21 protein-coding genes are annotated in these 25,340 nt (G+C 72.2%); 12 read left to right on the top strand and 9 right to left on the bottom strand.

The features are described from left to right. Window positions 1-99 precede the first annotated feature (99 nt). Window positions 100-1,257, bottom strand: coding sequence for a hypothetical protein (locus ACFHWU_RS03925; RefSeq protein WP_416551014.1), 1,158 nt, complete (start codon window positions 1,255-1,257; stop codon window positions 100-102). Window positions 1,258-1,393: 136 nt separating this feature from the next. On the opposite strand from ACFHWU_RS03925, the gene ACFHWU_RS03920 reads away from it, so the two are divergent. From ACFHWU_RS03920 to ACFHWU_RS03910, 3 genes are all read left to right on the top strand, one after another. Further along, window positions 1,394-1,894 (top strand): cation:proton antiporter regulatory subunit, encoded by a 501-nt coding sequence (locus ACFHWU_RS03920; RefSeq protein WP_416589828.1) that lies wholly within the window; start codon window positions 1,394-1,396, stop codon window positions 1,892-1,894. A gap of 7 nt (window positions 1,895-1,901) precedes the next feature. Further along, window positions 1,902-3,131, top strand: a complete 1,230-nt coding sequence (locus tag ACFHWU_RS03915; RefSeq protein ID WP_416551012.1) for a cation:proton antiporter — start codon at window positions 1,902-1,904, stop codon at window positions 3,129-3,131. A gap of 117 nt (window positions 3,132-3,248) precedes the next feature. Beyond that, window positions 3,249-3,680: a hypothetical protein gene (locus ACFHWU_RS03910; protein WP_416589827.1), complete on the top strand. Its 432-nt coding sequence runs from the start codon at window positions 3,249-3,251 to the stop codon at window positions 3,678-3,680. 85 nt (window positions 3,681-3,765) lie between these two features. Here ACFHWU_RS03910 and ACFHWU_RS03905 read toward each other — a convergent pair whose 3' ends face one another. The 4 genes from ACFHWU_RS03905 to dnaK form a co-directional block, all read right to left on the bottom strand. Continuing rightward, entirely contained in the window at window positions 3,766-4,209 is a 444-nt protein-coding gene (locus tag ACFHWU_RS03905) for a heat shock protein transcriptional repressor HspR (protein ID WP_416551010.1), read from the bottom strand. 7 nt (window positions 4,210-4,216) lie between these two features. Next, window positions 4,217-5,434 carry a molecular chaperone DnaJ gene (gene dnaJ, locus ACFHWU_RS03900; protein ID WP_416551009.1) on the bottom strand — a complete coding sequence of 406 codons (1,218 nt, stop codon included), beginning with the start codon at window positions 5,432-5,434 and terminating at the stop codon, window positions 4,217-4,219. 181 nt (window positions 5,435-5,615) lie between these two features. Further along, on the bottom strand, window positions 5,616-6,557 hold the full coding sequence (locus ACFHWU_RS03895) for a nucleotide exchange factor GrpE (protein WP_416589826.1): 942 nt from the start codon (window positions 6,555-6,557) through the stop codon (window positions 5,616-5,618). Window positions 6,558-6,624: 67 nt separating this feature from the next. Then, window positions 6,625-8,529, bottom strand: a complete 1,905-nt coding sequence (dnaK, locus tag ACFHWU_RS03890) for a molecular chaperone DnaK (protein WP_416551007.1) — start codon at window positions 8,527-8,529, stop codon at window positions 6,625-6,627. 344 nt (window positions 8,530-8,873) lie between these two features. Here dnaK and ACFHWU_RS03885 point away from each other — a divergent pair, with 344 nt between their 5' ends. From ACFHWU_RS03885 to ACFHWU_RS03875, 3 genes are all read left to right on the top strand, one after another. Beyond that, on the top strand, window positions 8,874-10,610 hold the full coding sequence (locus ACFHWU_RS03885; RefSeq protein WP_416589825.1) for an ABC transporter: 1,737 nt from the start codon (window positions 8,874-8,876) through the stop codon (window positions 10,608-10,610). Beyond that, window positions 10,607-12,367, top strand: coding sequence for a GTPase (locus ACFHWU_RS03880; RefSeq protein ID WP_416589824.1), 1,761 nt, complete (start codon window positions 10,607-10,609; stop codon window positions 12,365-12,367). The genes ACFHWU_RS03885 and ACFHWU_RS03880 overlap by 4 nt, the downstream gene beginning before the upstream one ends. Window positions 12,368-12,502: 135 nt before the next feature. Then, window positions 12,503-13,732 (top strand): hypothetical protein, encoded by a 1,230-nt coding sequence (locus ACFHWU_RS03875; protein WP_416551004.1) that lies wholly within the window; start codon window positions 12,503-12,505, stop codon window positions 13,730-13,732. A 13-nt stretch (window positions 13,733-13,745) separates the two neighbouring features. On the opposite strand, the gene ACFHWU_RS03870 is transcribed toward ACFHWU_RS03875, so the two are convergent. Further along, window positions 13,746-14,522, bottom strand: a complete 777-nt coding sequence (locus tag ACFHWU_RS03870) for a hypothetical protein (RefSeq protein ID WP_416568765.1) — start codon at window positions 14,520-14,522, stop codon at window positions 13,746-13,748. A 449-nt stretch (window positions 14,523-14,971) separates the two neighbouring features. Between ACFHWU_RS03870 and pdhA the strand changes: the two genes are divergently transcribed. From pdhA to ACFHWU_RS03840, 6 genes are all read left to right on the top strand, one after another. Then, window positions 14,972-16,150, top strand: coding sequence for a pyruvate dehydrogenase (acetyl-transferring) E1 component subunit alpha (gene pdhA, locus ACFHWU_RS03865; protein WP_416551002.1), 1,179 nt, complete (start codon window positions 14,972-14,974; stop codon window positions 16,148-16,150). Further along, window positions 16,147-17,136, top strand: a complete 990-nt coding sequence (locus ACFHWU_RS03860) for an alpha-ketoacid dehydrogenase subunit beta (RefSeq protein ID WP_416551104.1) — start codon at window positions 16,147-16,149, stop codon at window positions 17,134-17,136. The genes pdhA and ACFHWU_RS03860 overlap by 4 nt, the downstream gene beginning before the upstream one ends. A 6-nt stretch (window positions 17,137-17,142) precedes the next feature. Next, a complete protein-coding gene (locus ACFHWU_RS03855; protein WP_416589823.1) occupies window positions 17,143-18,603 on the top strand; it encodes a 2-oxo acid dehydrogenase subunit E2 in 1,461 nt (486 codons plus the stop codon). A 222-nt stretch (window positions 18,604-18,825) separates the two neighbouring features. Next, on the top strand, window positions 18,826-18,963 hold the full coding sequence (locus tag ACFHWU_RS03850; protein ID WP_416551000.1) for a hypothetical protein: 138 nt from the start codon (window positions 18,826-18,828) through the stop codon (window positions 18,961-18,963). Between the two features lie 335 nt (window positions 18,964-19,298). Continuing rightward, window positions 19,299-21,179, top strand: coding sequence for an LppU/SCO3897 family protein (locus ACFHWU_RS03845; protein ID WP_416589822.1), 1,881 nt, complete (start codon window positions 19,299-19,301; stop codon window positions 21,177-21,179). Beyond that, window positions 21,176-23,011: an NHL domain-containing thioredoxin family protein gene (locus ACFHWU_RS03840; RefSeq protein ID WP_416550998.1), complete on the top strand. Its 1,836-nt coding sequence runs from the start codon at window positions 21,176-21,178 to the stop codon at window positions 23,009-23,011. The genes ACFHWU_RS03845 and ACFHWU_RS03840 overlap by 4 nt, the downstream gene beginning before the upstream one ends. Window positions 23,012-23,018: 7 nt before the next feature. Here the strand turns inward: ACFHWU_RS03840 and ACFHWU_RS03835 are convergent, their stop codons facing one another. Genes ACFHWU_RS03835 through ACFHWU_RS03825 form a run of 3 tightly spaced genes read right to left on the bottom strand, consistent with a single transcriptional unit; the run spans window position 23,019 to window position 25,325 of the window. Beyond that, the gene (locus tag ACFHWU_RS03835; RefSeq protein ID WP_416550997.1) at window positions 23,019-23,768 is read right to left on the bottom strand and encodes a LamB/YcsF family protein; all 750 of its coding nucleotides are present in this window, start codon (window positions 23,766-23,768) and stop codon (window positions 23,019-23,021) included. Further along, window positions 23,743-24,612, bottom strand: a complete 870-nt coding sequence (locus tag ACFHWU_RS03830) for a biotin-dependent carboxyltransferase family protein (RefSeq protein WP_416550996.1) — start codon at window positions 24,610-24,612, stop codon at window positions 23,743-23,745. Before ACFHWU_RS03830 ends, ACFHWU_RS03835 begins: the two co-directional genes overlap by 26 nt. Continuing rightward, on the bottom strand, window positions 24,609-25,325 hold the full coding sequence (locus tag ACFHWU_RS03825) for a 5-oxoprolinase subunit B family protein (RefSeq protein ID WP_416589821.1): 717 nt from the start codon (window positions 25,323-25,325) through the stop codon (window positions 24,609-24,611). The genes ACFHWU_RS03830 and ACFHWU_RS03825 overlap by 4 nt, the downstream gene beginning before the upstream one ends. Between the last annotated feature and the right edge of the window lie 15 nt (window positions 25,326-25,340).

The raw sequence follows: 25,340 nt of genomic DNA, 5'->3' as shown, positions 1-25,340 counted from the left end.
ACGGCAGGTTGGTCCACTGATGAGGACACCACCAGACTTGAGTCTATTCCACTCAACTCCGATCGACGAGTCGACCGCCGAAGCCCGACCCGCACCGGGCTACCGCCCGTACGGTTCCCAGGAGATCTCCACCCACCCGGCACCCGACGGCTGTCGCGCCTTGAGCAGCACCGCGCCGCCCGGCCGGACCGCCTGCACCGTCCCGTCCCGCAGCCGGGTCAGGTAGGCGCCCTGCACCGGCCAGTCAACCGGCTCGAAGCGGCCGTCGGAGCCGACCGACCAGACACCGGTACTGGTGGTGACCAGCAGCCGGCCACCGTCCGGCAGCACCGACATCACCTCCGGCGGCGGGTCATCGAACCGCACCGGCTCCAGCCGACCCCAATCGGCCCGCCAGACGAGCGGAAACTCACCCGGCAGGGGCACCGGCTCGCCGATCAGCCAGTAACCGCCCGACGGCGTCGTCTCCACGACGAGCTGACGGATCCGCTCCGGATCCGCGACGGTGACCGCGTCGGTCCGCCACAGCCAGCGCACCCCTGGCCCACCGCCGCCATCATCGTCGGTCGCCACCGGCGCGCCGAACGCCACATGCAGCCGGCCGTCGTGCAGCCCGGCGACGGTCAGCTTGTCGCCGATGTGGCCGACGGTCTGCACCACCGGGATCGGCGGCTGCGGGGCCAACGGGACCGTCCCCTGCTCGGTCACCTCGACGACCCGCGGCACGGGATCGGTTCGGCAACACACCTGGTACGGCCCGTCCCAACTGGCGAACTCGGGCGGCATCGACCCGTCCGGACTGTCACCCTGGGTGAAGGTCACACCCCCGTCGACCGACCGGTACCAGGCCGCGCCGGCGGACAGCACCAGGCTGCCGTAGCCGACCAGCATCGAATGCTCCACCGCCGCCGGGTCCGGGTGCTCCCGGTGCTGCCAGGACCGGCCGCCGTCGGCGGTCGCGTAGAGCTGCGACGGGCAACCCGACGCAACCCCGACGGACGCCCGGGCGTTGCATCCGTGAAAGAAGGCGTACCCGTGGTCGGCGTCGTCGAACGCGACGAATGGGGCGTTGTAGCCGGCCCGCACCCGCATCGGGCGTACCTCGACGGCGGGCCCGCCGACAGGCCCCGTCGCGTCCGTCGACGGGGCCGCGCGGTCTGGAGGTGGCCGGCGGATGTCGCCGATCGAACACCCGGTGAGGATCAGCACGGCCGACAGACCGACGGCCGCGACCGACCCGCCTACCCGACGTCGCATCCACCCTCTCCTTCCGCCCGCGCCCCACAACCGCCCGGTCCGGCGACCACTCCTGGGCCGATTCGGCACCGCGTCCGCACCAGTCTGCCGGGACGCGGCGCGACCGTCTGCCCTTAGGCGGCGTAGCGTGGACGGTGTGCGCGCACGTGTGGAACAGGTCGATCTCCCCGGCATCGGAGTACGCCACGACCTGATGACCGAGTCAGGCCGACGGATCGGCGTGGTGAGTCACCGGTCAGGGCGTCGTGACCTCGTCCTCTACGACCGGGACGATCCGGACTCCTGTGACGCCGACATCCCGCTGACCGACGACGAGGCGGAGGCGCTCGCCGACATCCTCGGCGCGTCGCTGATGCTCAGCCAGCTCGCCGGGTTGCGCGACCAGGCGGCCGGGCTGCTCACCGAGCAGGTGCCGATCTCGGCTGGCTCGCCGTTCGTCGGCCGCACCCTCGGCGACACCAAGACGCGGACCCGTACCGGGGCGTCGATCGTGGCGGTGCTGCGCAACCGGGAGGTGCTGGCCTCCCCGGGGCCGGAGTTCCGGTTCGCCGCCGGCGACGTGGTGGTGGTCGTCGGTACCAGGTCCGGGCTGGACGGCGTGGGCGGCATCCTCGCCGACGACGACCCGGCCGGCTGACCCGGCCATGCACGACAGCGCACTGCTGCTGATCGAACTCGGCGCGCTGCTGCTGCTCCTCGGGCTGCTCAGCCGCCTGTCCCGGCGCTACGGGCTGTCGCCGATCCCGCTCTATTTGCTCGCCGGGCTGCTGTTCGGTCACGGCGGCCTGCTCCCGCTGCACGACATCCAGGACTTCTTCGCCGTCGGGGCAGAGATCGGCGTGGTGCTGCTGCTGGTGATGCTCGGGCTGGAGTACTCGGCGAGCGAGCTGATCGGCAACCTGCGCCGGGCGGCACCGGCCGGCCTGATCGACGCGCTGCTCAACGCGCTGCCCGGTGTCGCGTTCGCCCTGCTGCTCGGCTGGGGGCCGACCGCCGCCGTGGTGCTCGGCGGGATCACCTGGATCTCGTCGTCCGGCGTGATCGCCAAGATGCTCGGCGACCTGGGCCGGCTGGGTAACCGGGAAACGCCGGTCATCCTGTCGATCCTGGTCGTCGAGGACCTGGCGATGGCGTTCTACCTGCCGGTGCTCAGCGCGGTGCTGATCGGCGCCGGGCTCGCCGCCGGCAGCCTGGCGGTCGCGGTGGCGGTCACCGCGGTCACCGTCGTGCTGCTGGTCGCGGTCCGGTTCGGCCACCGGATCTCCGCTCTGCTGTCGGTACGCGACCCGGAGGCGCTGCTGCTCGGCGTACTCGGATTGACCCTGCTGGTCGCCGGGATCGCCGCCGAACTGCAGGTCTCCGCGGCGGTCGGCGCGTTCCTGGTCGGCATCGCGCTGTCCGGGCCGGTGGCGCACAGCGCCACCGAACTGCTCACCCCGCTGCGGGACGTGTTCGCTGCGGTCTTCTTCGTCTTCTTCGGGCTGGTGACCGACCCCCGGGACATCCCGCCGGTGCTGCTGCCGGCCCTCGGGCTGGCGGTGGTGACGATGTGCACCAAGGTGCTGACCGGTTACCTGGCCGCCAAGCGGGCCGGTATCGCCGCTCCCGGTCGGTGGCGGGCCGGGCTGGCGCTGATGCCGCGTGGGGAGTTCTCCATCGTGATCGCCGGCCTGGCGGTCGCCAGCTCCGGTATCGAGCCGGCGCTCGCGCCGTTGGCCACCGCGTACGTGCTGATCACCGTGGTGACCGGACCGGTGCTGGCCCGGATTCCGGATTCCCGCTGGTTCAAGCGTCGGCTGCGGAGGCGGCCCGCACCCCTCGCGGCCAGCGGGGATCACCTGACGGAAGCGGACCGGCACGTACCGGCTTCGTGAAAGGCATTACCAGGGACTTCCCCGATCACCCTCCGACACGCTACCGTGGCGCGGCAGTAGCTAGTGGTAGGCCCAGGGCCGGTTGTGCCCTGTCGGCCGCGAACGGGAGGGTCCCCGTTGAGCGTGCAAGAGTCGGCGTTCCGCGGCTTCACCAACCCGGTGGACCCGTCGCCCGCCGAGCTGCGCACCTGGGCATACCAGCCGGACTCGGTCCCGCTGCAGTCGATGCCGCAGGACTGGGACCTGCTCGTCTCCGGTGACCGGTTGATCACCACGCTGTTCGACCTGGCGATGGATCCGACCTGTCCGGCCCGCCGGTTTGCGCTGCACTGCCTCTACATCTACGCGGCGGACGGCATCCGGACCAACTTCCGCGCCCACCCGAAACGGCGGCTGCGCAAGCTGGTCGAGCAGGCCGAGCAGGACGGCGACGAGCTGATGTCGGTCTGGGCGCACAACACCCGGGTGCTGCTGGCCAAGCCGCAGCTGTTCGACTACCACGACTGGTGCGAAGGCGGCCTGGTCCGTAAGTCCCGCCGGCTGAGCTAGCATCCGCGAGTCCCGCCGGCTCAGCTGATCGTCAACGGCTCCCGCCGGCTGAGTGACCGACGGACCGGTCCGGCTCCGCCCCCGCTTACTCCTGCCGGCTGCCCCGGTTGGGCCGCCACACCACCAGCGCGGTCGAGGTGCGGCTGGTCGGGACCAGGTCACGTCGCGGGTACGGGCCGACCGACTCCAGCTCGGCGATCCGCCGGTACGCCTCGGCCAGCTCGGCGCGCAACCCGTCAACCTGCTGCTGCAGGTCGCCGACGAGCTGCTCCAGCCCGATGATCCGCTTGATGCCGGCCAGGTTGACGCCGTCGTCCTGGCTGAGCCGCTGCACCTCGCGCAGCAGCACCACGTCCCGGACGCTGTACCGGCGGCCGCCGCCAGCCGCCCGGCCGGCCTGCACCAGGCCCAGCCGGTCGTACTGGCGCAGCGTCTGCGGATGCATGCCGGCCATCCGCGCCGCCACCGAGATGATCAGGACCTTGGCGTCGGAGGCGGCCTCGAACGTGATCAGCAGATCCTCGTCCACCCCTCACTCACCTCCCGTCTGTCCCTCGCGGCGACCCGGCGGCCTGCTCCTCGTTGCGACGCAGCCGGGCGGCGAGACGTTCCCGGTCGGCAGCGGGGGTGTGCTCCGCGAAGGTCCGCAGGGCGGCCTGTGCCGACTCGTCCACGGTAGCCGGAACGACGACCTCGACGGTAACCAGAAGATCACCGGCGGTGCCGTCCCGGCGGGGCACACCCTTGCCGCGCGCCCGCAAGGTACGCCCACTCGGTGTACCCGGTTGCACCCGAAGCGTTACGGCACCGTCCATGGTCGGGACCCGCAGGTCGGTGCCGAGCACCGCCTCGGCGTAGGTGATCGGCACGGTCAACGTGAGATCGTCGCCGGTCCGCCCGAACAGTTCGTCGTTGCGGACCTTGACCAGCACGTACAGGTCACCGGCCGGGCCACCCCGGTCGCCCGGCTCGCCCCGCCCGGCCAACCGGATCCGCTGGCCGTCCGCCACGCCGGATGGGAAGCGGACGTTCAGCGTCCGGGTCTTGGTCACCCCACCGGAGCCATGACATTCCGGGCACTTCTCGTCGACGATCGTGCCCACCCCCTGGCAGTCACGGCACGGCTCGGAGAAGCTGAACGACCCCTGGTTGCGGGTGGTCAGCCCGGACCCGGCACAGGTCGGGCAGGTCCTCGGCACCGAGCCTGGCTTGGCACCGTTGCCGTGGCAGGTGTCGCACACCCCAGGTGCCCGCAGGCTCAGCGGCAGCGTCGTGCCGCGTACGGCGGCGCCGAAGTCCAGCACCACCTCGGCCTCGACGTCGCGGCCTCGGGCCGGTCCACGGGTACGCATCCCGCCCCCGCCGCCGCCGGAAAAGATCGAGCTGAAAATGTCGGAAAACCCGGCCCCGCCGAACCGACGGTCGCCGGCACCGCCAGCCCCGGCGAAGCCGCCGAACAGGTCGGCCGGGTCGAAGCCCGGCCCGCCGCCACGCGCCCCCCGGCGGAACGCACCCGAACCGAACAGCGAGCGCATCTCGTCGTACTCCTTGCGCCGCCGATCGTCGGCGAGCACGTTGTACGCCTCCGACACCGCCTTGAACCGCTCCTCAAAGGCCGAGTTGCCGGGATTGTGGTCGGGATGCAACTCGCGGGCCAGCTTGCGGTACGCCTTCTTGATCTCGTCGGCGGAGGCCGTCTTGGGCACCCCCAGTACGGCGTAGAAGTCCTTTTCCAGCCAGTCCTTGGAACTCACCCTGTCCTCCTCCTGTCCGTCACCGGACCCCGACCCTGACCGCCCTGGTGCCAGGTGGACGACCGGCCAACCACTGCGGGCCCGGCCCACGCGCGGCGGCCGGTACCGCGGTGCCGGCGGCGGGACGCGGTCCGCGTCCCGCCGCCGGCAGTGATGTGCGCCGGTGGACCACCGGCGGCGGTCATTCCGGGTCTGCGACAGCGACCAGCGCCGCCCGCAGCAGCCGGTCCCCGAGCAGGTAGCCCCGCCGCATCACGTCGACGCAGGTGGGTTCGGTGACCTCGGCGGAGGTCAGGTGCGCGACCGCCTCGTGCAGGGTGGGATCGAACGGGTCGCCCTTCTCGCCGAACGCGGTGAGCCCGAACTTGCCCAGCGCCGCGCCGAGTTGCTCGGCCACGGCGCCGAACGGGCCGACCAGGTCGCCGTGCTCCCGTGCCCGGTCCAGGTCGTCCAGGATCGGCAGCAGCGCGGCGAGAACTGCACCAGTGGCCTGATCTGCGGCGACCCCTTTGTCCCGCTCGACCCGCTTGCGATAGTTGGCGTACTCAGCGGTCACCCGCTGCAGGTCGCGGGTGCGTTCGTCGAGATCGGCGCGGAGCGCCTCCAGCTCGGCGCCGAGCGGACCGGGACCGGCCACGCCCCCGGCCGCCTCCTCGGCGTCCGACTCCGGCGCCGGCTCCACCACTTCGCCGACCACCGGCTCGTCGACGACAGCGGTGTCCGACGAGTCGGGCTGAACGGCCCGGTCGGTGCCGGTCGCGGACCCGCTGCTCGTCGCGGACCCGCTTCCGGTCGCGGACCGGGTCGGCTCGTCCTTTCCGGTGTCGCTGGCGGCCGACCCGTCGGCGGACCTGTCGTCGGCTTTCCCGCTCACTGGCTCCTCCTCCGTGCCCGACCGGGCGTGCCGCCCGGTCGGACGATGGTCGGTGGGGGGTGCCGCACCCGTCGGCTCGGCCGCCGCGTGCCGCGCGGTCCGAGGCCGCGTCCCGGTCGGGTCGATCCGGCGTTTGTCCCGGATCACCAGGCGCTCGGTGGTCTCACCGTCCGCCTGCTCGACCGGTGCCGAGCGGCGCCTCGGCGGGCCGGTGCCGGCCGGATCAGCGGCCCGTGACTTCTCCGTCATGTGGCTACCTCGCTCCGTGCGGCAGTTCGAGGGAAGATCATCGCTGGTCCTCGGCCTCGACGGAGACTCACTTCTTGTCGTCCTCGATGATCTCCGCGTCGACCACGTCGTCCGGCCCGCCGGCGGCACCACCTGACGCGGACGCCCCAGCGGCGCCCGGTCCGGCGGTGCCCGGTCCGGGCTCGCCGGGGGTGCCGGCACCGCCCGGCTGCTCGGCCTGCTGGGCGTAGAGCTGCGAGCCGGCCTGCTGGGAAACCTGCGCCAGCTTCTCGTGCGCGGACTTGATCGCCTCGATGTCGCTGCCGGCCAACGCGCCACGCAGTTCGCCCAGCGCGTCGTTCATCTGGTCGCGGGAGTCCGACGGCAGCTTGTCGCCGCTCTCGGCGAGAAACTTCTCGGTCTGCCACTGCAGCTGCTCGGCCAGGTTGCGGGTCTCCGCCTCCTCGCGACGCCGCTTGTCCTCGTCGGCATGGTCCTGCGCGTCGCGCATCATCCGCTCGATGTCGTCCTTCGGCAGCGCCGAGCCGCCGGTGATCGTCATCGACTGCTCCTTGCCAGTGCCCAGGTCCTTGGCGTTGACGTGGACGATGCCGTTCGCGTCGATGTCGAAGGCGACCTCGACCTGCGGCACGCCGCGCGGCGCCGGCGGGAGCCCGGTGAGCTCGAAGGTGCCAAGCTTCTTGTTGTACGCGGCGATGTCCCGCTCACCCTGGAAGACCTGGATGAGCACCGACGGCTGGTTGTCGTCGGCCGTGGTGAACACCTCGGAGCGCTTGGTCGGGATGGTGGTGTTGCGCTCGATCAGTTTGGTGAAGATGCCGCCCTTGGTCTCGATGCCCAGGCTCAGCGGGGTCACGTCGAGCAGCAGGACGTCCTTGACCTCGCCCTTGAGCACACCGGCCTGCAGCGCGGCACCGACCGCGACCACCTCGTCCGGGTTGACGCCCTTGTTCGGCTCCCGGCCGGTCAGCTGCTTGACCAGGTCGGAGACGGCCGGCATCCGGGTGGACCCGCCGACCAGGATGACGTGGTCGACATCGGCCAGCTTGACGCTGGCGTCCTTGATCGCCTGCTCGAACGGGCCCTTGCAGCGGTCCAGCAGGTCCTGGGTCATCCGCTGGAACTCGGCGCGGGTCAGCGTGACGTCCAGGTGCAGCGGCGCCGACGGGGCGCCGTCCGACCCGGCCGGGCCGGCGGTGATGTACGGCAGGTTGATGCTGGTCGTGGTGGCGGCGGACAGCTCGATCTTGGCCTTCTCCGCGGCTTCCCGCAGCCGCTGCATCGCCATCTTGTCCTGGGCGAGGTCAACGCCGTGCTGGCCACGGAACGTCTTCACCAGGTGGTCGATGATCCGCTGGTCCCAGTCGTCACCACCGAGCAGGTTGTCACCACTGGTCGACTTGACCTCGATCACGCCCTCGCCGAGCTCCAGCAGCGAGACGTCGAAGGTGCCGCCACCGAGGTCGAAGACCAGGACGGTCTGCTCCTTGGAGCCCTTGTCCAGGCCGTACGCCAGGGCCGCCGCGGTCGGCTCGTTGACGATCCGCAGCACGTTGAACCCGGCGATCTCGCCGGCTTCCTTGGTGGCCTGACGCTGCGCGTCGTTGAAGTACGCCGGGACGGTGATCACCGCGTCGGTGATCCGCTCACCGAGGTAGGCCTCGGCGTCCCGCTTGAGCTTCATCAGGGTACGGGCGGAGATCTCCTGCGGCGTGTACTTCTTGCCGTCGATGTCGACGGTCCAGCTGGTGCCGATCTCACGCTTGACCGACCGGATCGTCCGGTCCGGGTTGGTTACCGCCTGCCGCTTGGCGACCTCGCCGACGAGCACCTCACCGTTGCGGGCGAACGCGACGATGGAAGGAGTGGTCCGGGAGCCCTCCGCGTTGGCGATGACGGTAGGCTCACCACCCTCCAGCACACTGACGCAAGAGTTCGTCGTGCCCAGGTCGATACCGACCGCACGTGCCATGGTCGCTTCCTCGCTTCGTTCGTAGAGCAGGTGCCGGGGCACCGCCCCGCCGCACACCCACCACAAGTTGAGTGGACTTGACTCAATACTGCCACGATCGTAGCCACCGTCAAGTCAGGTTGAGTCGGAGTCGCGCAACTCATGCCCCCACCAGCACCGATACCCCCTCAGGCCGCGTCACCCACAGTGTCATCGGCAGCCACGCCGGGCCGGTTCAGGTTGTCTGGCATGCATTGATCGGGCACGCTTTACCCGTGACCACGCAGGGCAGACCGGCCGCGCCCAACCCCGGCGCACCCGAACTTCCCGCTGCACTCAAACGACTACGCTCCGCAATTGCGGCGATGGCGTACCCTCTCGTGTTGCCCTCAGCCGGGGAGGGCCGCGAGGTCGGTGCCGGCCTGCTCGCCCAGTTGGACGACTATCTGCTGCCCCGGCTCGCCCGACTCGACGCCCCGCTGCTGGTGGTGGTCGGCGGCTCCACCGGTGCGGGCAAGTCGACCCTGGTCAACAGCATGGTCCGGGCCCGGGTCAGCGCCACCGGCGTACTGCGGCCCACCACCCGGTCCCCGGTGCTGGTCAGCCATCCGGCGGATGCCGGCTGGTTCCGGCAGGGCGAGCTGCTGCCCGGCCTGACCCGCACCGCCGGCCCCACCGACGCGCCGGACGCGCTGCAGCTCGTCGCCGCGCCGGCGCTACCCCCCGGGCTGGCCTTCCTCGACGCGCCGGACATCGACTCGGTGGTCGACGCCAACCGGGCGCTCGCCGTCCAACTGCTCGCCGCCGCCGACCTGTGGCTGTTCGTCACCACCGCCGCCCGGTACGCCGACGCGGTCCCCTGGCAGCTGCTGCAGACCGCGCAGCTGCGCGGGACCATGGTCGCGCTCGCCCTGGACCGGGTGCCGACCGAGGCAGCCGACGAAATCACCGCGCACCTGCGGGAGATGCTCACCGACCACGACCTCGGCGACGTACCGATCTTCGTGGTGCCGGAGACGGTGGTCGGCGGCCAGGGGCTGCTGCCGGAGATCGTCGCCGCGCCGCTGCGCGAATGGTTCGGCCGGCTCGCCGGGGACGCCGCCGCCCGCGCCGCGGTGATCCGGCAGTCCCTCGACGGGGCGCTGAGCGCGCTGGCACCGACCGTCGAAGGGCTGGCCTCCGCTGCCGACGACCAGCTCGACGCGGCCCGCACCCTGACCGACCGGGTCCGCGCCGCGTACCGCAGCGCTAGCCGTAACGCCGAGCAGGCAGTGCAGGACGGCCGGCTGCTCCGCGGCGAAGTACTCGGCCGCTGGCAGGACTTCGTCGGCACCGGCGAACTGTTCCGTTCACTGGAGGCCAGGGTGGGGCGGCTTCGCGACCGGGTACTCAGCGCCGTCACCGGGCGGCCGGCACCCGCCAACCAGCTGCGGACCGCGATCGAGTCACAACTGGTCACCCTGATCAAGGGCGCGGCGACCGAGGCCGCCGACGCCGCGCACCTCGCCTGGCGGACCCACCCGGCCGGCGCCGCGCTACTCATCCCGGACCTCGCCCGGCCCTCCGCCGACCTGCCGGAACGCGCCGAGCGGCTGGTCCGCGACTGGCAACGCGACGTGCTCGAACTGGTCCGGGCCGAGGCCGGCGACAAGCGGTTCGTCGCCCGCACCGCCGCGTACGCGGTGAACGCCACCGGGCTCGCCGTCATGATCGCCGTCTTCGCCTCGACCGCCTTCATCCCGACCGGGCTGGAGGTCGCCGCCGCCGGCGGCACCACCGTCGCCGCCCAGAAGGTACTTGAGGCGATCTTCGGCGACCAGGCGATCCGCAACCTCGCCAACCGGTCCCGGGAGGGCCTGCTACGCCGGATCCGGACACTGCTCGACGAGGAGGCCGGCCGCTACCTGCGGCTGATCGAAGCGGCCGGTGTCCCGCCGCAGGCCGTCGACGCCACGGCCACCGCGCCCGGCGACCGGCTGCGCGCCGCAGCCGTCGAGGTCGAGCAGGCCCGGGCGACCGCCGGGTTGAACAGCGGTACGCCGTACCGGTTGCCGGACACACTGCCCGGCGCGACCGGACCGCTGCCGGGAGCGGTCGCGTGACCGGCTTCGTCGATCGGGTCCGACACCTGGTCCGAGGAGACTCACGGGTGGACGCCGACCTGCTGGTCGACCGGCTCGACGCGCTCGGGCGGTTCCTGCGCGCCGCCGACGGTCGGATTCCCGACGACCGTCTCGGAGCCGCCCACACCCTGGTCGAGCGGGCCGGGGCCCGGCTGGCGCTGTCCCGGGAACACACCGTCGTGGCGCTGGCCGGCGCCACCGGCAGCGGGAAGTCCAGCATCTTCAACGCGCTGGCCGGGCGGGACCTCTCTCCGGCCGGCGTACGCCGGCCCACCACCGGGTACGCGCACGCGTGCGGGTGGGGCGCGGTCGACGGAGCGAGCGGGCTGTTGGACTGGGTCGGGGTCCTGCCCCGGCACCGGTTCGTCCGGGAGAGCGCCCTGGACGGCACCGACGAGGCCGGGCTGCACGGTCTGGTCCTGCTCGACCTGCCCGACTTCGACTCGGTCGAGTACGGGCACCGGCTGGAGGTCGACCGGCTACTCGGCCTGGTCGACCTGGTGATCTGGGTGGTCGACCCGCAGAAATACGCCGACCGGGTGATCCACCGCAGCTATCTGCGGGAGTTCCATCGCAACCGGGACGTCACCGTGGTGGTGCTCAACCACGCCGACCGGCTGGACCGGACCGAGCTGCCCCGGCTACTCGCCGACCTGCGCCGGCTGCTCGACGCCGACGGGCTCGACGGAGTCCCGCTGCTGGCCACCTCGGCGCTGGTACCGGCCGCGATGACCGAGCTGCGCCGGCTGTTGGAAGGCACGGTGGCCGAGCGGCAGGCGGCGCTGCGGCGACTCTCCGGTGACCTGGACTCGGTCACCGGAGGCCTGGCGGAACTGGTCGGCCCAGCCGGCGAACACGCCGAGGAGGAGATCAACCGTGGCACGGTGCGCCGGCTCAGCCTGGCGCTGGCGGCGGCGGCCGGGGTGCCGAGCGTGGTCGACGCCGTCGACTCGGCGTACCGGCACCGGGCCGGGGCCGCGACCGGCTGGCCGCTCACCCGGGCCTGGCGCAGGCTGCGGCCGGATCCGCTGCTACGGCTGCACCTGCTCGGCTCCCGCCGGGCCGGCGGGATCGACCCGGCCGACCAGCCAGCGCCGGTGACCGCGCCCGGTCAACCGGGGCCGCCGTCGCTGGCCGGGGCTGGTGGACCGGTGCCGGTCACCTCGTTGCCGGCACCGAGTGCCGCACAGCGCGCCGCGGTCGATCTGGCCGTACGCGGCCTCGCCGAGCAGGCCGGCAGTCGGCTGCCGACCCCCTGGTCGGCGGCGGTCGCCGCCGCCGCCCGGTCGCAACGGGCCGAGCTGCCGGACGCTCTCGACCGGGCGATCGGCGGCGCCGACCTGGGCCTGGACCGGCCGCCGATGTGGTGGCGGCTGGTCGGCGCGGTGCAGTGGGCGGTCACCGCCACCGCCGCCGCCGGGATCGGCTGGCTGCTGGTCGGCTTCATCATCCGTACGCTGGGTCTGCCGGCCCTCGATTATCCGACGGTCGGTGTCCTGCCGGTGCCGACCGCGATGCTGCTCGGCGGTTTGCTCGGCGGGATTCTGCTCAGTCTGCTGATCCGGCCGGTGACCGGGTGGGCGGCCCGGCGGGTCCGCAGACGGGCCGAGGACCGGCTGTACGACGTGGTGGCCGAGACTGCCCGCCGGCTGGTCGTCGCCCCGGTCCGGGCGGTCCTGCAGGCGCATGCCGACGCCCGTGACGCGTTGGACCGTGCCCGGTCGTCCCACCGCTGACGACCTCGTCCGGTCTTCCCGATGCAAGCGCGGCCCATCGGCCGGCTGGACGGGGCCGGAGTCCGCCCGCCCGGCGTACCCGACATGTGACGCGCAGGTGATGCCAGCCGCCGCAGCACAGCGTAGGGTCGATTCATGGCCACGCCTGAAACCCCCTACGAAGCGGTGCTCGCCGCCGCCCGTGACGTGACCAAGTTGGAGTGTGCCCTCGACGCGGAGATGCTCGGCGCCGCCCTGCTCGGCAGCGTGTACGCGGTGGCGGAGACGGACCGCGCCGACGCGGTGCGGGAGTTCGTCGGCGGCTTTCTCGCCGCCACCACCCGCCGGCGCGCCGCCGCCGCGACCACCATCCGTACCGTCTTCGCCCGGCTGGTGCCGGAGGCGGCGGGCGCCGCCGCGGTGAAGGTCGGCAAGACCGCGCCGCCCTGGTCGGACCGGTTGGGCCGGGTCCGGCTGACCGGCAGCTACGCCTACGGCGACGTGTACGGCGACCAGACCTCGTACCTGGCCACCTTCGCCTACGACGACGAGCTCGGCGGCCCCGAGCACGCGATGGTGGCGCTGGTCGACCACAACATCGGCATCACCAAGGACGTCTTCGTCGGTGGTCCGGCCGAGCGGGTCCTCGGTCAGGTTCGGCAAATGTGTGCCAACGACGAGCTGACCTGGTTCCGCGATGAGGATCCCCGGGTGCTGCGCGGTGAGGTGAGCCGGCACCTGGCGATCACCGACGGCCTGGGCGAACTGCCCGGCGAGGGGTCGCTCGCCACCGACCGGGCGTTGGTCGGCGCGCGGCTCGCCGTACTGCCCGCGCCGCAGCCGACCGTGGCACCGGCACCGGACGATCCGCTGCCCGCCGACCGGCGGACCGTTCTGGTGCGGGAGTTCCTCGCGTCTGCCGAGGCCAAGCGGTTCGGACTGGACGCGGCCGGCGACGCCGACCTTGCCTCGCTGCACTTCTGCCTGAGCCTGGTGCTCGACCACTCGGCGAGCCTGCTCGACCCCGACCCGATGCGCTGGAGCCCGGCGGTGGCCGGCATGTTCCTGCTCGACTGGGTGCACCGCCGGGCGGTGCTGGACATCGACGACGCGGCCATGCTGCCCGGCGTGGTCCGCGGCTGGTCCGCGTACGCCGGCCGGCAGCGCGGTCTACCGGCGGCGGCGTTCAGCCAGACGGACGCCGCGATCGCCGAGATGGTGCCGGAGTTCGTCCGCCTCTACACCACCGGGGAGCGCCGCAGCCCGGCCACGGCCGCGGTCGCCCAACTCCTTGCCGAGGGTGTCGACCTCAACGATCCGCAGGCGCTCGACGCCTGGATCGAGGCCAACCGGCAACGACTCGCCGACGAGCAGGGCGGATCCTGACGGGTCTACCCGGTCACGCCGCGTCCGATGGGCGCGGACTGCAGGACGGACCCGGCGTCGGACCCGGATCCACATCTGGGTCCGGAGTCGGCGTCGGATCGGGGTCCGGCGACGGGTCGATGTCCGGATCCACGTCTGGGTCCGGAGTCGGCGTCGGATCGGGATCAGGGGACGGGTCGATGTCCGGGTCGATGTCCGGGTCGATGTCCGGGTCGATGTCCGGGTCGATGTCCGGATTCGGCGACGGTGTAGGCGTCGGATCGGGCTCCGGGTCGACGTCGGTGACGGGCGGCGGGTCGTCAGGGTCCGGCGAGTCGTCCGGAGTGTCGGATGGTGGCTGTTCTGACCCAGGATCGCTGGGGGTCGTCGGTGCCGGACCATCGGAGTCCGCCGGTGCGCCCGGGGCCGGCCGGTCACGATCCGACGATCCGCTCCCGCTGTCGCGCTTCGTGCCGGTGGAAGGTCCGCCCCGGCCGCCGGCACGACGGTCCGCCGACGCGTCCTGCTCCGTACCGTCCCCGCCGGTCGGCTCGACCGGTCCGGACGGGGTCGGGTGCGGCAGCGGCTGCACGATGATCGGTCCGCCGCCCGGCTGACCGATCAGCGGCAGCACCGTGGCCGGGCCACCTCCGGCCACCGTCGCCGAACCCGCGCCGAGCGTCGCAAGCAGCGGCAACGAAGCGGTCAGCACCAGCAACGCCACGATCAACGCGAACCGCCGGGCAGGTCCGTCCACCCCCGTGGGCCGGGCCACGCGATCCTGCGGCAGCAGCACGGCTCGTCTCCTCATCGGTATGGTCTCCGGTCGATCCACGGTCCCACAGATCACCGGCTCTGGATACATCGTGAAGCAGTGACAGAAAGTTTTCCAGTTCAATACATCGTGTTATCAGAACCGGACGGATGAGTCACACTCGGCCGAACGCAGCGCGAGGCTACAAGTTCCGCGCAACGCGGACATCGCACCTGCACGACCGGACCGACCTATGACACCCCTCACCTCCAATGCGAATATGGACCGGACGGCACCGCAGCCGCTGCCTCCGCCTCTACCGCGGCGGGCACGACTCGATGGCGTCCCTCCCGGACCGGGTCCAGCCAGAACCCGGCCCGTGCCGCGCGGCAACCCTGACCCGGGCCAGGCGCGGCGAGAGGACCTGCACCGGCAGCAGCCGGCGGCAGGACGAGCTGCGCGGTCGGGACACCCCCGCTGCCACGCACGAACGATGGGAGAGACGGATGGCGAAAGGCGAGCGCGGGACAGCGACCCGTGCCAGACCGGCCGCGGCTCGACGGCGCGTCAACAGGAACGCCGCCGATCCGGAGTTGGTGCAACTACTGACTCCGGACGGCGAACGGATCGACCGGGTTACCGGCCCCGACGGCACGCAGTACACGGTCGACTTCACCGACGCCGAGTACCGTGCCCTCTACCGAGACCTCGTCGTGGTGCGGAAACTCGATGCCGAGGCGACCGCCCTGCAGCGCCAAGGTGAGCTGGGCATCTGGGCGAGCCTGCTCGGTCAGGAGGCCGCGCAGGTCGGTTCCGGACGGGCGCTGCGCGCTCAGGACATGGCGTTTCCCACCTACCGCGAACACGGTGTGCTGTACTGCCGCGGCATCGACCCGATCATGCCGCTGGGGTTGTTCCGCGGGGTCGACCAGGGTGGCTGGGATCCGAACGAGTTCAAGTTCAACATGTACACGATCGTGATCGGCGCCCAGACGCTGCACGCCACCGGCTACGCCATGGGCATCACCATGGACGGCAAGGTCGGCGGCGACGACGGCGAGGCGGTCATCGCGTACTTCGGTGACGGGGCGTCCGCACAGGGTGACGTCAACGAAGCCTTTGTCTGGTCCAGCGTCTTCAACGCGCCGATCGTCTTCTTCTGTCAGAACAACCAGTACGCCATCTCCGAACCCCTCGAACGACAGACCAGGATTCCGCTCTACCAGCGGTCGTCCGGCTTCGGCTTCCCGGGCGTACGGGTGGACGGCAACGACGTGCTGGCCAGCTACGCGGTGACCCGGACCGCGCTGGACAACGCCCGGCACGGGCAGGGCCCGACGCTGATCGAGGCGTACACGTACCGGATGGGGGCGCACACCACCTCCGACGACCCGACCCGGTACCGGATTGCCAGCGAGGTGGAGGCGTGGCAGGCCAAGGATCCGATCACCCGGGTCCGCGCCTTCCTGGAGAAGCAGCAGATCGCCGACGCCGACTTCTTCGCCGAGGTTGACGCGCAGGCCAAGCAGGACGCGGTGCAGCTGCGGGAGCGGGTGCTGAGCATGCCCGACCCGCAGCCCGGCGCGCTCTTCGATCACGTGTACGCGCACGGCTCGCCGTTGCTCGACACCGAACGGGCCCAGTTCGAGCGGTACCTGGCGTCGTTCGAGGGAGGGTCGCACTGATGGCTGAGACACTCACTCTCGGTAAGGCGCTCAACGCCGGGTTGCGCAGGGCGCTGGACAACGACAACAAGGTCGTCCTGATGGGCGAGGACGTCGGCAAGCTCGGCGGTGTCTTCCGGATCACCGACGGGCTGCAGAAGGACTTCGGTGAGGACCGGGTGATCGACACCCCGCTGGCCGAGTCCGGAATCATCGGCACCGCCGTCGGTCTGGCCATCCGCGGCTTCCGTCCGATCTGCGAGATCCAGTTCGACGGCTTCGTCTACCCGGCGTACGACCAGATCGTGTCCCAGGTGGCCAAGATGCACTACCGGTCGCAGGGCAAGGTGAAGCTGCCGATCGTGATCCGGATCCCGTTCGGCGGCGGCATCGGCGCGGTGGAGCACCACTCCGAGTCGCCGGAAGCGTACTTCTCGCACACCGCCGGGCTGAAGGTCGTGGCCTGCTCCAACCCGCAGGACGCCTACACGATGATCCAGCAGGCGGTGCTCTCCGACGACCCGATCATCTTCCTGGAGCCGAAGCGGCGGTACTGGGAAAAGGCGTCGGTCGAGCTGGAGGCACCGCCGGGTACGGCGTATCCGCTGCATGCCGCCCGCACCGTGCGACCCGGCAGCGACGCGACGGTTCTGGCGTACGGGCCGATGGTGCGCACCGCACTGGACGCGGCGACCGCCGCCGCCGAGGAGGGCCGCGAACTCGAGGTGATCGACCTGCGGTCGCTGTCCCCGCTGGACCTGGCCGGCACGTACGAGTCGGTCCGGCGGACCGGTCGTTGCGTGGTGGTGCACGAGGCGCCGACGAACCTCGGTCTCGGTGCCGAGATCGCCGCCCGGATCACCGAGGAGTGCTTCTACTCCCTGGAAGCGCCGGTACTGCGGGTGGGCGGCTTCAACACGCCGTACCCGGCCGCCCGTCTGGAGGAGGAGTACCTGCCGGACCTGGACCGGGTACTCGACGCCGTCGACCGCGCGTTCGGTTGGTGAGCGCCGATGTCTCGGATCAAACAGTTCGACCTGCCCGACCTCGGCGAAGGCCTCACCGAGGGCGAAATCCTCAAGTGGCTCGTCCAGGTCGGCGACGTCATCGAGCTGAACCAGCCGATCGTCGAGGTGGAGACCGCGAAGGCCGCGGTGGAGATTCCCGCCAAATGGGGCGGGCGGGTGCAGGCCATCCTCCACCAGGAAGGTGCCACCGTCGAAGTCGGCACGGCGATCATCGCGATCGACACCGAGCCGGCCGCCGGCCCCGCCGCTGAACCGACCGGCCCGAAGCCGGCACCGTCCCGACCCGAATCGCCACAGCCGGAGATCCCGCCGCCCGGCGGTGCGATCGAGCCGGGCATGATCGGCGGGCCGGCCCCCGGTGGTCGGACCGCCGTGCTGGTCGGCTACGGCCCGCGGACCACCGCGGCCAAGCGCCGGCCGCGCCGCACCACGGGCGAACTGGCCCAGCCCGCCGAACCGATGCCGGTGTCGACCGGGCCGCTGACGGCCCAGCCGGCCCAGACTGAACCGGCCCAGACTGAACCAGGCCCAGCCGGACCAGGCCCAGCCGCACCGGCGACGAGAGCGCTGGCCAAGCCGCCGGTGCGCAAACTCGCCCGGGACCTCGGCGTCGACCTGGCCGGGCTGCGCGGCAGCGGTCCGCTCGGCTCGGTCACCCGCGACGACGTGCTCCGTGCCAACGATCAGGCCGGGTCGACGCAGGCCGGGTCGGCACAGAACGGGTCTGCCGCACTGCCGCCCGGCCCCAACCGCGAACAGCGGATTCCGGTCAAAGGGGTACGCAGGTTGACTGCTGAGAACATGGTCGCGTCGGCGTTCACCGCGCCGCACGTCACCGAGTTCCTCACCGTCGACCTGACCAGATCGGTGAAGGCACTGGACCGGATCCGGAGTCAGCCCGACTGGCAGGGGATCAAGGTCTCGCCGTTGCTGATGGTGGCTCGGGCGATGCTGCTGGCGGCCCGCCGGCACCCGTTGGTGAACTCCACCTGGGCCGGCGACGAGATCGTGGTCAAGGAGTACGTGAATCTCGGCATCGCGGCGGCGACCGAGCGGGGCCTGATCGTGCCGAACATCAAGGACGCTGGGCGGCTGACCACGCGGGAACTCGCCGAGGCGATGGCCGATCTGGTTCGGACCGCGAAGGCGGGGCGGACCGCGCCGGCCGACATGGCCGGCGGCACGATGACCGTGACCAACGTCGGAGTGTTCGGAGTGGACAGTGGCACTCCGATCCTCCCGCCGGGCGAGTCGGCGATTCTCGCGATCGGCACGATCCGCAAGGCACCCTGGGTACACAAGGAGAAGATTCGGATACGCCAGGTAGCGACCCTGGCGCTGTCGTTCGACCACCGGATCATCGACGGCGAACTTGGCTCCGCCTTCCTGCGCGACGTCGGGGCGTTCCTGACCGACCCGGAGGCGGCACTGCTCGCCTGGACCTGACCGCCGAGCACCGACGCGACTACGAACGGCGTCGCCACCATCACTGGTGGCGACGCCGTTCCCGTTGTTATCCTAATCATCATCAGACCAAGCTCCCTGATAGCACGGATTCTTAGGAACGTGGCGGCTCTCACCTAAGAATCATTGGCAGCCCAGGGGCCGGTGCGCTTCACTTGAGTTGACCGCCGAACGGTCGACAAGAGATCCACAGGAGAGAGCACCATGTCCATGATCGATCGCATCCGCCGCCACCGGGAAGCCAGCCGACGGACCCGGGCCCTGGAGCGGGCGCTGCGCTCCACCGACTCGGCCGCCGTACGCGACGAGATCCGCGCCATCGCACAGCGCTACCACGGCTGAACGGACCGCCGTCACGGTTCGCTGTCCCGCGACACCTCCGCCACTTCGACGGCACCAGGATTCCTCCGTTGCGGCATGGCCCGGTACGGTGGGCTCGGTCGCCGTCGGGTCGATCCGGCGCGCTGGAGACCAGAACCGGTCGGCAGCCGCCGGACGACCAGCCGGCACACCCAGGCTGGTAGTGCAGAGAGCCAGCCGGGCCCGCCTGGCCACGGTGGCAGCAGAGCCGCCGCAGGTCGGGTGAGCCCGCCCGGCCGGTCCACCGGTGTCCCTGGTCGACCGACCAGCCAGGTCGGCGGCACCGGCGCGGCTGACATGTCATGGAGGAGGCGCACATGACGTCCGAGGGCACGCAGCATCCCGGCCAGGAGCCGGAGGAGGCGGGTGTCGGCGGACCCGCGCCATACGGCAGCAGCCAGCCGCAACGCGGCGCGGCACCCGATCCCGGCGACCCCGGTGCCGGACACCAACCCGAGCAGTGGGCGCCGGCCGGTGGCGGTTGGCCGACCGGATTCGGCGACCAGCCGGGCGGTGCCGGCTACCCGGCGCCGCCGCCCTACCCAGCCCCGCCCGGCATTCCGGCGCCCAGCATTCCGCCGGCCGAGCCCTGGTCTCCCCAGCAAGCCTGGCGGACCGACCCGGAGCGGCCCGTGACGCCGGCTCCCGCGCCACAACCCCCCGCCGTGCCGCCGACCGCCGCAGGGTCCGGGGAACTACCGCAGCGTCAGCCGGAGCCGCAACAGCAACCCGAGCAGCCGGAACCACCGCGGTTCGCTCCGGGTCCGCCGGCGGAATCGCCACGGCCCGGCGGGGCGCTACCGTTCTCCCCGTCCGGCCCCACGCCGCTACCGCCCCAGGAGACGCGGGTGCCCGGTGCGTCGCTGGCCGCCGCGCTTGGCGGCGCTCCGATGCCGCCCGATCCGATGCAGGCTCCGCACGTACCGCCGCAGCAGGCGCAACACCCGCAGCAGCAGGCCCCGCACGTACCGCAACAACGTGGTCCGTACCCCGATCCGGCACTGGCCGACGCCCACCCGGGCTTCCCCGACTCCGGGCAACCCGGCGGCGAAGCCAGCGGCCCGGAGCCGGCCGCCGACCGCCCGGCAATGGCCGCCGGGCCGTCCGTACCGGCTGGTCCCGGGGTCGAGCAGCACCGCCCAGCGGCCGCGACAGCCGGCAGCACCGGCCGAGCGGTGACCGCCACCGCAGCCGTGCCCAGCACCAGTCGGGTCGCCCCGCCGACGGATCCGGCCGCGCTGCCCGCCGGTCGGGCACCGGCCCAGCCCCGCGTCTACGGCCGGCCGGTCAGTGGTGCCGCACCGGCCGCCGAGCAGCACCCCGAACCGTTCGGCCAGCGGCCCCAGCCACCCGGCGGCCAAAACGGCGTTCCGTTCGCACCAGCCGGCTCACCGGTCCCCATGCCGGAGCACAACCCCGGGCTGCCTCCGCTGACCCCGCGCCGACCCGGACAGGTCGCACCTCCGTTCGGTGCTCGGCCGACGCCGGACGGCCCCGGCCCCGACGCTGCTGCGCTCGCACTGCCGCACCTGAGCGCCGGGGCGCACATCCAGCCCAGCTCACCGCCGGAGTCGGCGCAGGGCTACCGACCAGCCGGTGCGCCGCCGTACGGTGATCTCGTCGACTCCGGCAACCCCGGGGCGGGCCACTGGAACCACCCGGACCTGGCCGGCCGTCAGCACCCGGCCGGCCCCGGCCAGCCAGGAGCGACACCGGCTGCCGACGGCGCCCCGCCGGCCGGCCAGTGGGGGCCGCCCGACCCGGAACAGAACCGGTTTGACGCGTTCCGGCCGGATGCGGCCGAACCAGCAGCCGACGAGGCCGAGCCGGAGCCGGCCCCCCAGGTCCGCAACGGACGGGTACTCGTCGCGGTTTTCGTCGCCGCCGTGCTGCTGGTGGGAATCCCGATGTCACTGGTCTGGCTCATCACCCGGCCCGGGGAGCAGCCGTTCAACCCGGCCGTCGGCGACTGTGTGAAGCAGTCGGGCAACACCGCCGCACCGGCCGACTGCGCTGAGCCGGGCGCGTACCAGATCATCGCCAAGGTCGACCAGCTCGACCAGTGCGACGACCCGGCCGCCCCGCACATCGAGATCCCGGCGGACTCGGGCCGGGCCCAGGTCCTCTGCCTGCAGACCGCAGCAACCGAACCGGACCCGCAGAGTAGTGCCGACACTGGCGAGGAAGCCACCGAGTGACCGCACCCCGCGTCCGGGCACCAGAGCTGAACGGTCGACAGTGGCTGAACACCGGCGACCGTGAACTCAGCCTGCGTGAGCTGCGTGGGCGGATCGTCCTGCTGGATTTCTGGACCTTCTGCTGCGTCAACTGTCTGCACGTGCTCGACGAACTGCGGCCGCTGGAGGAGAAGTACGCCGAGGTCCTGGTGGTGATCGGGGTGCACTCGCCGAAGTTCGCCCACGAGCGGGATCCGGCGGCGGTGGCGGCCGCCGTGGAACGGTACGGGGTGAGCCACCCGGTGCTCGACGACCCGGACCTGGACATGTGGCAGCAGTACGCCGCTCGGGCCTGGCCGACCCTGGTACTGGTCGACCCGGAGGGCTACGTCGTCGCCACCATGGCCGGCGAGGGACACGCCGACGGTCTGGCCAGGGAGATCGGCCAGCTGATCCGGACGCACGAGGCGAAGGGCACGCTGCACCGCGGCGACGGCCCGTACCTGCCGCCGACGCCGGCCGACACCACCCTGCGCTTCCCCGGCAAGGCGGTGGCGCTCGACGACGGTGCCCTGCTGGTCTCCGACTCGGCCCGGCACCAGCTGGTGGAGCTCGAACCGGACGGCGAGACCGTCCGTCGCCGGATCGGCGCCGGCGAGCGCGGCGGCGCCGACGGGTCCGCCCGGACCGCGACGTTCAACGAACCGCAGGGCCTGCTCCGGCTACCGGCCGACGTCGCTGCCGTGGCCGGGTACGACATCGTGGTCGCGGACACCGTCAACCATCTGCTGCGTGGCCTGGAGTACGCCACCGCGGAGGTACGCACGGTCGCCGGCTCCGGCCGCCAGTGGCGCTCGACGGTGGACTACCACCCGCACGACGCCCACGCCGTCGACCTCTCCTCGCCCTGGGACCTGGCCTGGTACGACGGCAAGGTGATCGTCGCCATGGCCGGCATCCACCAGCTCTGGTGGTTCGACCCGGTGACCCGCACCGCTGGCATGTACGCCGGCACCACCGTTGAGTCGCTGCGTGACGGCCCGATCCCGGATGTCTGGCTGGCCCAGCCGTCCGGCCTCGCCACCAGCGTCGACGGCGACCAGCTGTGGATCGCCGACAGCGAGACCAGCGCGCTGCGCCGGCTCGCTGACGGCGAGCTGCGTACCGTCGTCGGGCAGGGCCTGTTCGACTTCGGCCAGGTCGACGGGGCAGCGACCGACGCGCTGCTGCAGCATCCGCTCGGAGTGTGCGCACTGGCCGACGGCTCGGTGCTGGTGGCGGACACCTACAACGGCGCGGTCCGTCGCTACGACCCGGCCACCGACCGGGTGTCCACGGTGACTGACGGTCTGGCCGAGCCGAGTGACGTGCTGGTGGCTGCGGACGGCACCGTATGGGTGGTGGAGTCGGCGGCGCACCGGCTCACCCGGCTGGCCCCGGGTGCCCTGTCGGCGGCCGGCGCCACGATCGTCCGGGCCCGGCGCCGCGCCGAGCGTCCGCCGACGCTGATCGCGCCCGGTGCACTGTCGCTCGAGGTGGTGTTCACTCCGGCGCCCGGTCAGAAGCTGGATGCCAGTTTCGGTCCGGCGACCCGGCTGGAGGTCTCGGCCGACCCACCGGAGCTGCTGCTCGACGGGGCAGGCAGCGACACCGGGCTGACCCGGCGGCTGGTCATCGACCCGGCGGTGGCCGCTGGCGTGTTGCAGGTGGTCGCCCAAGCGGCGACATGCGACGCGGACGCCGAGCACGCCGCCTGCCACCTGACCCGGCAGGACTGGGGAGTGCCGGTACGGATCGATCCGGCCGGGGCGGGTCGGTTGCCGCTGATCCTGCGCGGAGTCGACGCACCCTGACCGGCGGTCAGACGAAGGCGGCGAGGCGTTGACCATCCGCGCGTAGTGCAGCGCGGATCCGTCCGGCCAACTCGACCGCGCCGGGGGTGTCACCGTGCAGGCAGATCGACTCGACCGGGCAGGCGACGATGCTGCCGTCGGTCGCGGTGACACTGTGCCGCCGGGCCAGGGACACCGCCTGCCCGACGACCCTGTCGGGGTCGCCGAGCAGCGCGCCCGGGTCCGATCGGGGCACCAGCCCACCGTCGGGCAGATAGCCACGGTCAGCGAAACCCTCGGCGACGGCCCGCAGCCCGGCACCGGTGGTGAGCTGTCCAAGGACCGAGCCCGGCAGGCAGAGAACCGACAGCGCGGGGTCGTAGTCGGCCACCGCGGCGACGACGGCGGCGGCCTGCGTCTCGTCCACGCAGGCCGTGTTGTACAGCGCGCCGTGCGGCTTGACGTAGCGGACCCGGGTCCCGGCCACCCGGCAGAAGCCGTCCAGTGCGGCGAGCTGGTAGAGCACGTCGTCGCGCAACTCGTCAAAGCGGTAGTCGATCCGCCGCCGCCCGAAGCCGGCCAGGTCGCGGTAGCCGACCTGGGCTCCGACGGCGACGGCCCGCTCGGCGGCGGCGGCGCAGATGCGGCGCATCGTCACCGGGTCGCCGGCGTGAAAACCGCAGGCGACATTCGCGGAGGTCACCACGTCCAGCAACGCCTCGTCGTCGCCGAGACGCCAGACGCCGAAGCCCTCACCGAGGTCCGCGTTGAGATCCATGGAACCGCACAGTAGTACCGGGCCGCGCCTGGGCCAGCGGGGTGACGTCGTCGACGACGCCGACCACCGGATATCCGCCGGTGGTCGGATGGTCAGCGAGGAAGACCAGTGGCTGCCCGTCGGCGGGCACCTGGACCGCGCCGACCACCAGCCCTTCACTGGGTAGTTCGTCGCGGACGGACCGGGTCAGCGGCGCGCCGGTCAGTCGGACACCGATCCGGTTGCTCAGCGGGCTGACCTCGTACCCAGTGGTGAGCAGCCGCTGGACCGCCTCAGCGGTGAACCAGTCCGCCCGTGGCCCGAGCCGGACGGTGAGCCGGACCGGGACGGCCGGCGCGGACCAGGGCACCGCGTCGGCCGCGGCCCGGCTCAGCGCCGCTGGCGGCGGTGCGGCGCCGACCGGCAGTACGTCGCCGTCGCGTACGGCCGGCGGTCCGATGCCGGCGAGTGTGTCGGTGGACCGGCTACCGAGCACCGCTGGTACGGCGATCCCGCCGGCGATCGCGAGATAGCTGCGGACGCCGTACCGGGCCGGACCGACCTCGACCACGGCGTCCGGCGGCACCGGTGTTGGGGTGAGGAAGCCACCGGACCGGCCGGCGATGCGGACCGTTGCCGGTGCCCCGGTGAGCGCGACCCAGCCGCCGGTACGCAACCGAAGCGTGCAGCCGGTCAGGGTGACCTCCAGACCGGCGGCGTCGGGTGGGTTGCCGACCAGCCGGTTGGCCAGCGCCAACGCCGGCTGGTCGAGCGCACCGGCCCGGGGTACCCCCAGGTGCGCCCAGCCGTACCGGCCGCGGTCCTGCACGGTGGTGAGCGCGCCGGCCCGGATCACCTCGATCATCGGTCCGCCGCCGGGGACCTGTTCCTCTCGGCTGGCCCGGTGGCGGTCAGCCGGACCCGGGTGCCGGGGGTCAGCGTCGCGGGCGGCTCCCGGTCCAGGTCGAACAGCACCAGGTCGGTACGCCCGACCAGCTGCCAGCCGCCGGGCGACGCGGTCGGGTAGATGCCGGCGTATTCGCCGGCCAGGGCCACCGAGCCGGCCGGGACGGCGGGGCGGGGCGTGGCTCGGCGGGACACGTTCCATCGCCTGGGCAGGCCGGTCAGGTATCCGAAGCCGGGCGCGAAGCCGCAGAACGCCACGGTGAACTCGATCCGGGTCAGCCGGTCCACGACGTCGGCGACGGCGACCTCCCACTGCCCGGCGACGTCGATCAGGTCGGGGCCGTCGAACCGGACCGGTACGGTGATCCACCGTCCGGTGTCGTCGACGGCCTCGGCCGTCGCCGGTTGCCAGCTGGCCAGTTGGCTGGCGGTCAGTGCGGGGTCCGGCAGGCCGTCGAGCAGAATGGTCCGGGCTCCGGGGACAATCTCGGCTACCCGCAGTTCGCCAAGTTCACAGCGCCGGCTCAGCTCGGCGCGCCAAGCGTCGACGGGGCCGCGTTCGCTGCCCCTGAATTCGCTGTCTTCGAGTTCGCTGCCCCCGGGTAGCACGGTGCCAGCCGGCGCCGCCCATTCGAGCAGTAGCGCGTGCCGGCCGACGGGGTGGATCCGCATGGGTCCATTGTCGGC

Origin of the sequence: Micromonospora sp. LOL_015, assembly GCF_048060275.1 — a bacterium.
In the GTDB taxonomy this organism is placed as follows: Bacteria; Actinomycetota; Actinomycetes; order Mycobacteriales; family Micromonosporaceae; genus Micromonospora_E.
Note: the sequence above shows the minus strand (reverse complement) of the source record. Positions and strands in the feature narration are given on the sequence as shown.

Bases quoted from the DNA above. Each gene is read 5' to 3' on its own strand.
- ACFHWU_RS03845 (WP_416589822.1), top strand. From the start codon at position 19,299: ATGACGTCCGAGGGCACGCAGCATCCCGGCCAGGAGCCGGAGGAGGCG.
- ACFHWU_RS03885 (WP_416589825.1), top strand. From the start codon at position 8,874: ATGGCGTACCCTCTCGTGTTGCCCTCAGCCGGGGAGGGCCGCGAGGTC.
- ACFHWU_RS03870 (WP_416568765.1), bottom strand. From the start codon at position 14,522: ATGAGGAGACGAGCCGTGCTGCTGCCGCAGGATCGCGTGGCCCGGCCC.
- ACFHWU_RS03835 (WP_416550997.1), bottom strand. From the start codon at position 23,768: ATGGATCTCAACGCGGACCTCGGTGAGGGCTTCGGCGTCTGGCGTCTC.
- ACFHWU_RS03915 (WP_416551012.1), top strand. From the start codon at position 1,902: ATGCACGACAGCGCACTGCTGCTGATCGAACTCGGCGCGCTGCTGCTG.
- ACFHWU_RS03855 (WP_416589823.1), top strand. From the start codon at position 17,143: ATGTCTCGGATCAAACAGTTCGACCTGCCCGACCTCGGCGAAGGCCTC.
- ACFHWU_RS03825 (WP_416589821.1), bottom strand. From the start codon at position 25,325: ATGCGGATCCACCCCGTCGGCCGGCACGCGCTACTGCTCGAATGGGCG.
- ACFHWU_RS03925 (WP_416551014.1), bottom strand. From the start codon at position 1,257: ATGCGACGTCGGGTAGGCGGGTCGGTCGCGGCCGTCGGTCTGTCGGCC.
- ACFHWU_RS03875 (WP_416551004.1), top strand. From the start codon at position 12,503: ATGGCCACGCCTGAAACCCCCTACGAAGCGGTGCTCGCCGCCGCCCGT.
- pdhA (WP_416551002.1), top strand. From the start codon at position 14,972: ATGGCGAAAGGCGAGCGCGGGACAGCGACCCGTGCCAGACCGGCCGCG.
- ACFHWU_RS03895 (WP_416589826.1), bottom strand. From the start codon at position 6,557: ATGACGGAGAAGTCACGGGCCGCTGATCCGGCCGGCACCGGCCCGCCG.
- dnaK (WP_416551007.1), bottom strand. From the start codon at position 8,529: ATGGCACGTGCGGTCGGTATCGACCTGGGCACGACGAACTCTTGCGTC.
- ACFHWU_RS03850 (WP_416551000.1), top strand. From the start codon at position 18,826: ATGTCCATGATCGATCGCATCCGCCGCCACCGGGAAGCCAGCCGACGG.
- ACFHWU_RS03830 (WP_416550996.1), bottom strand. From the start codon at position 24,612: ATGATCGAGGTGATCCGGGCCGGCGCGCTCACCACCGTGCAGGACCGC.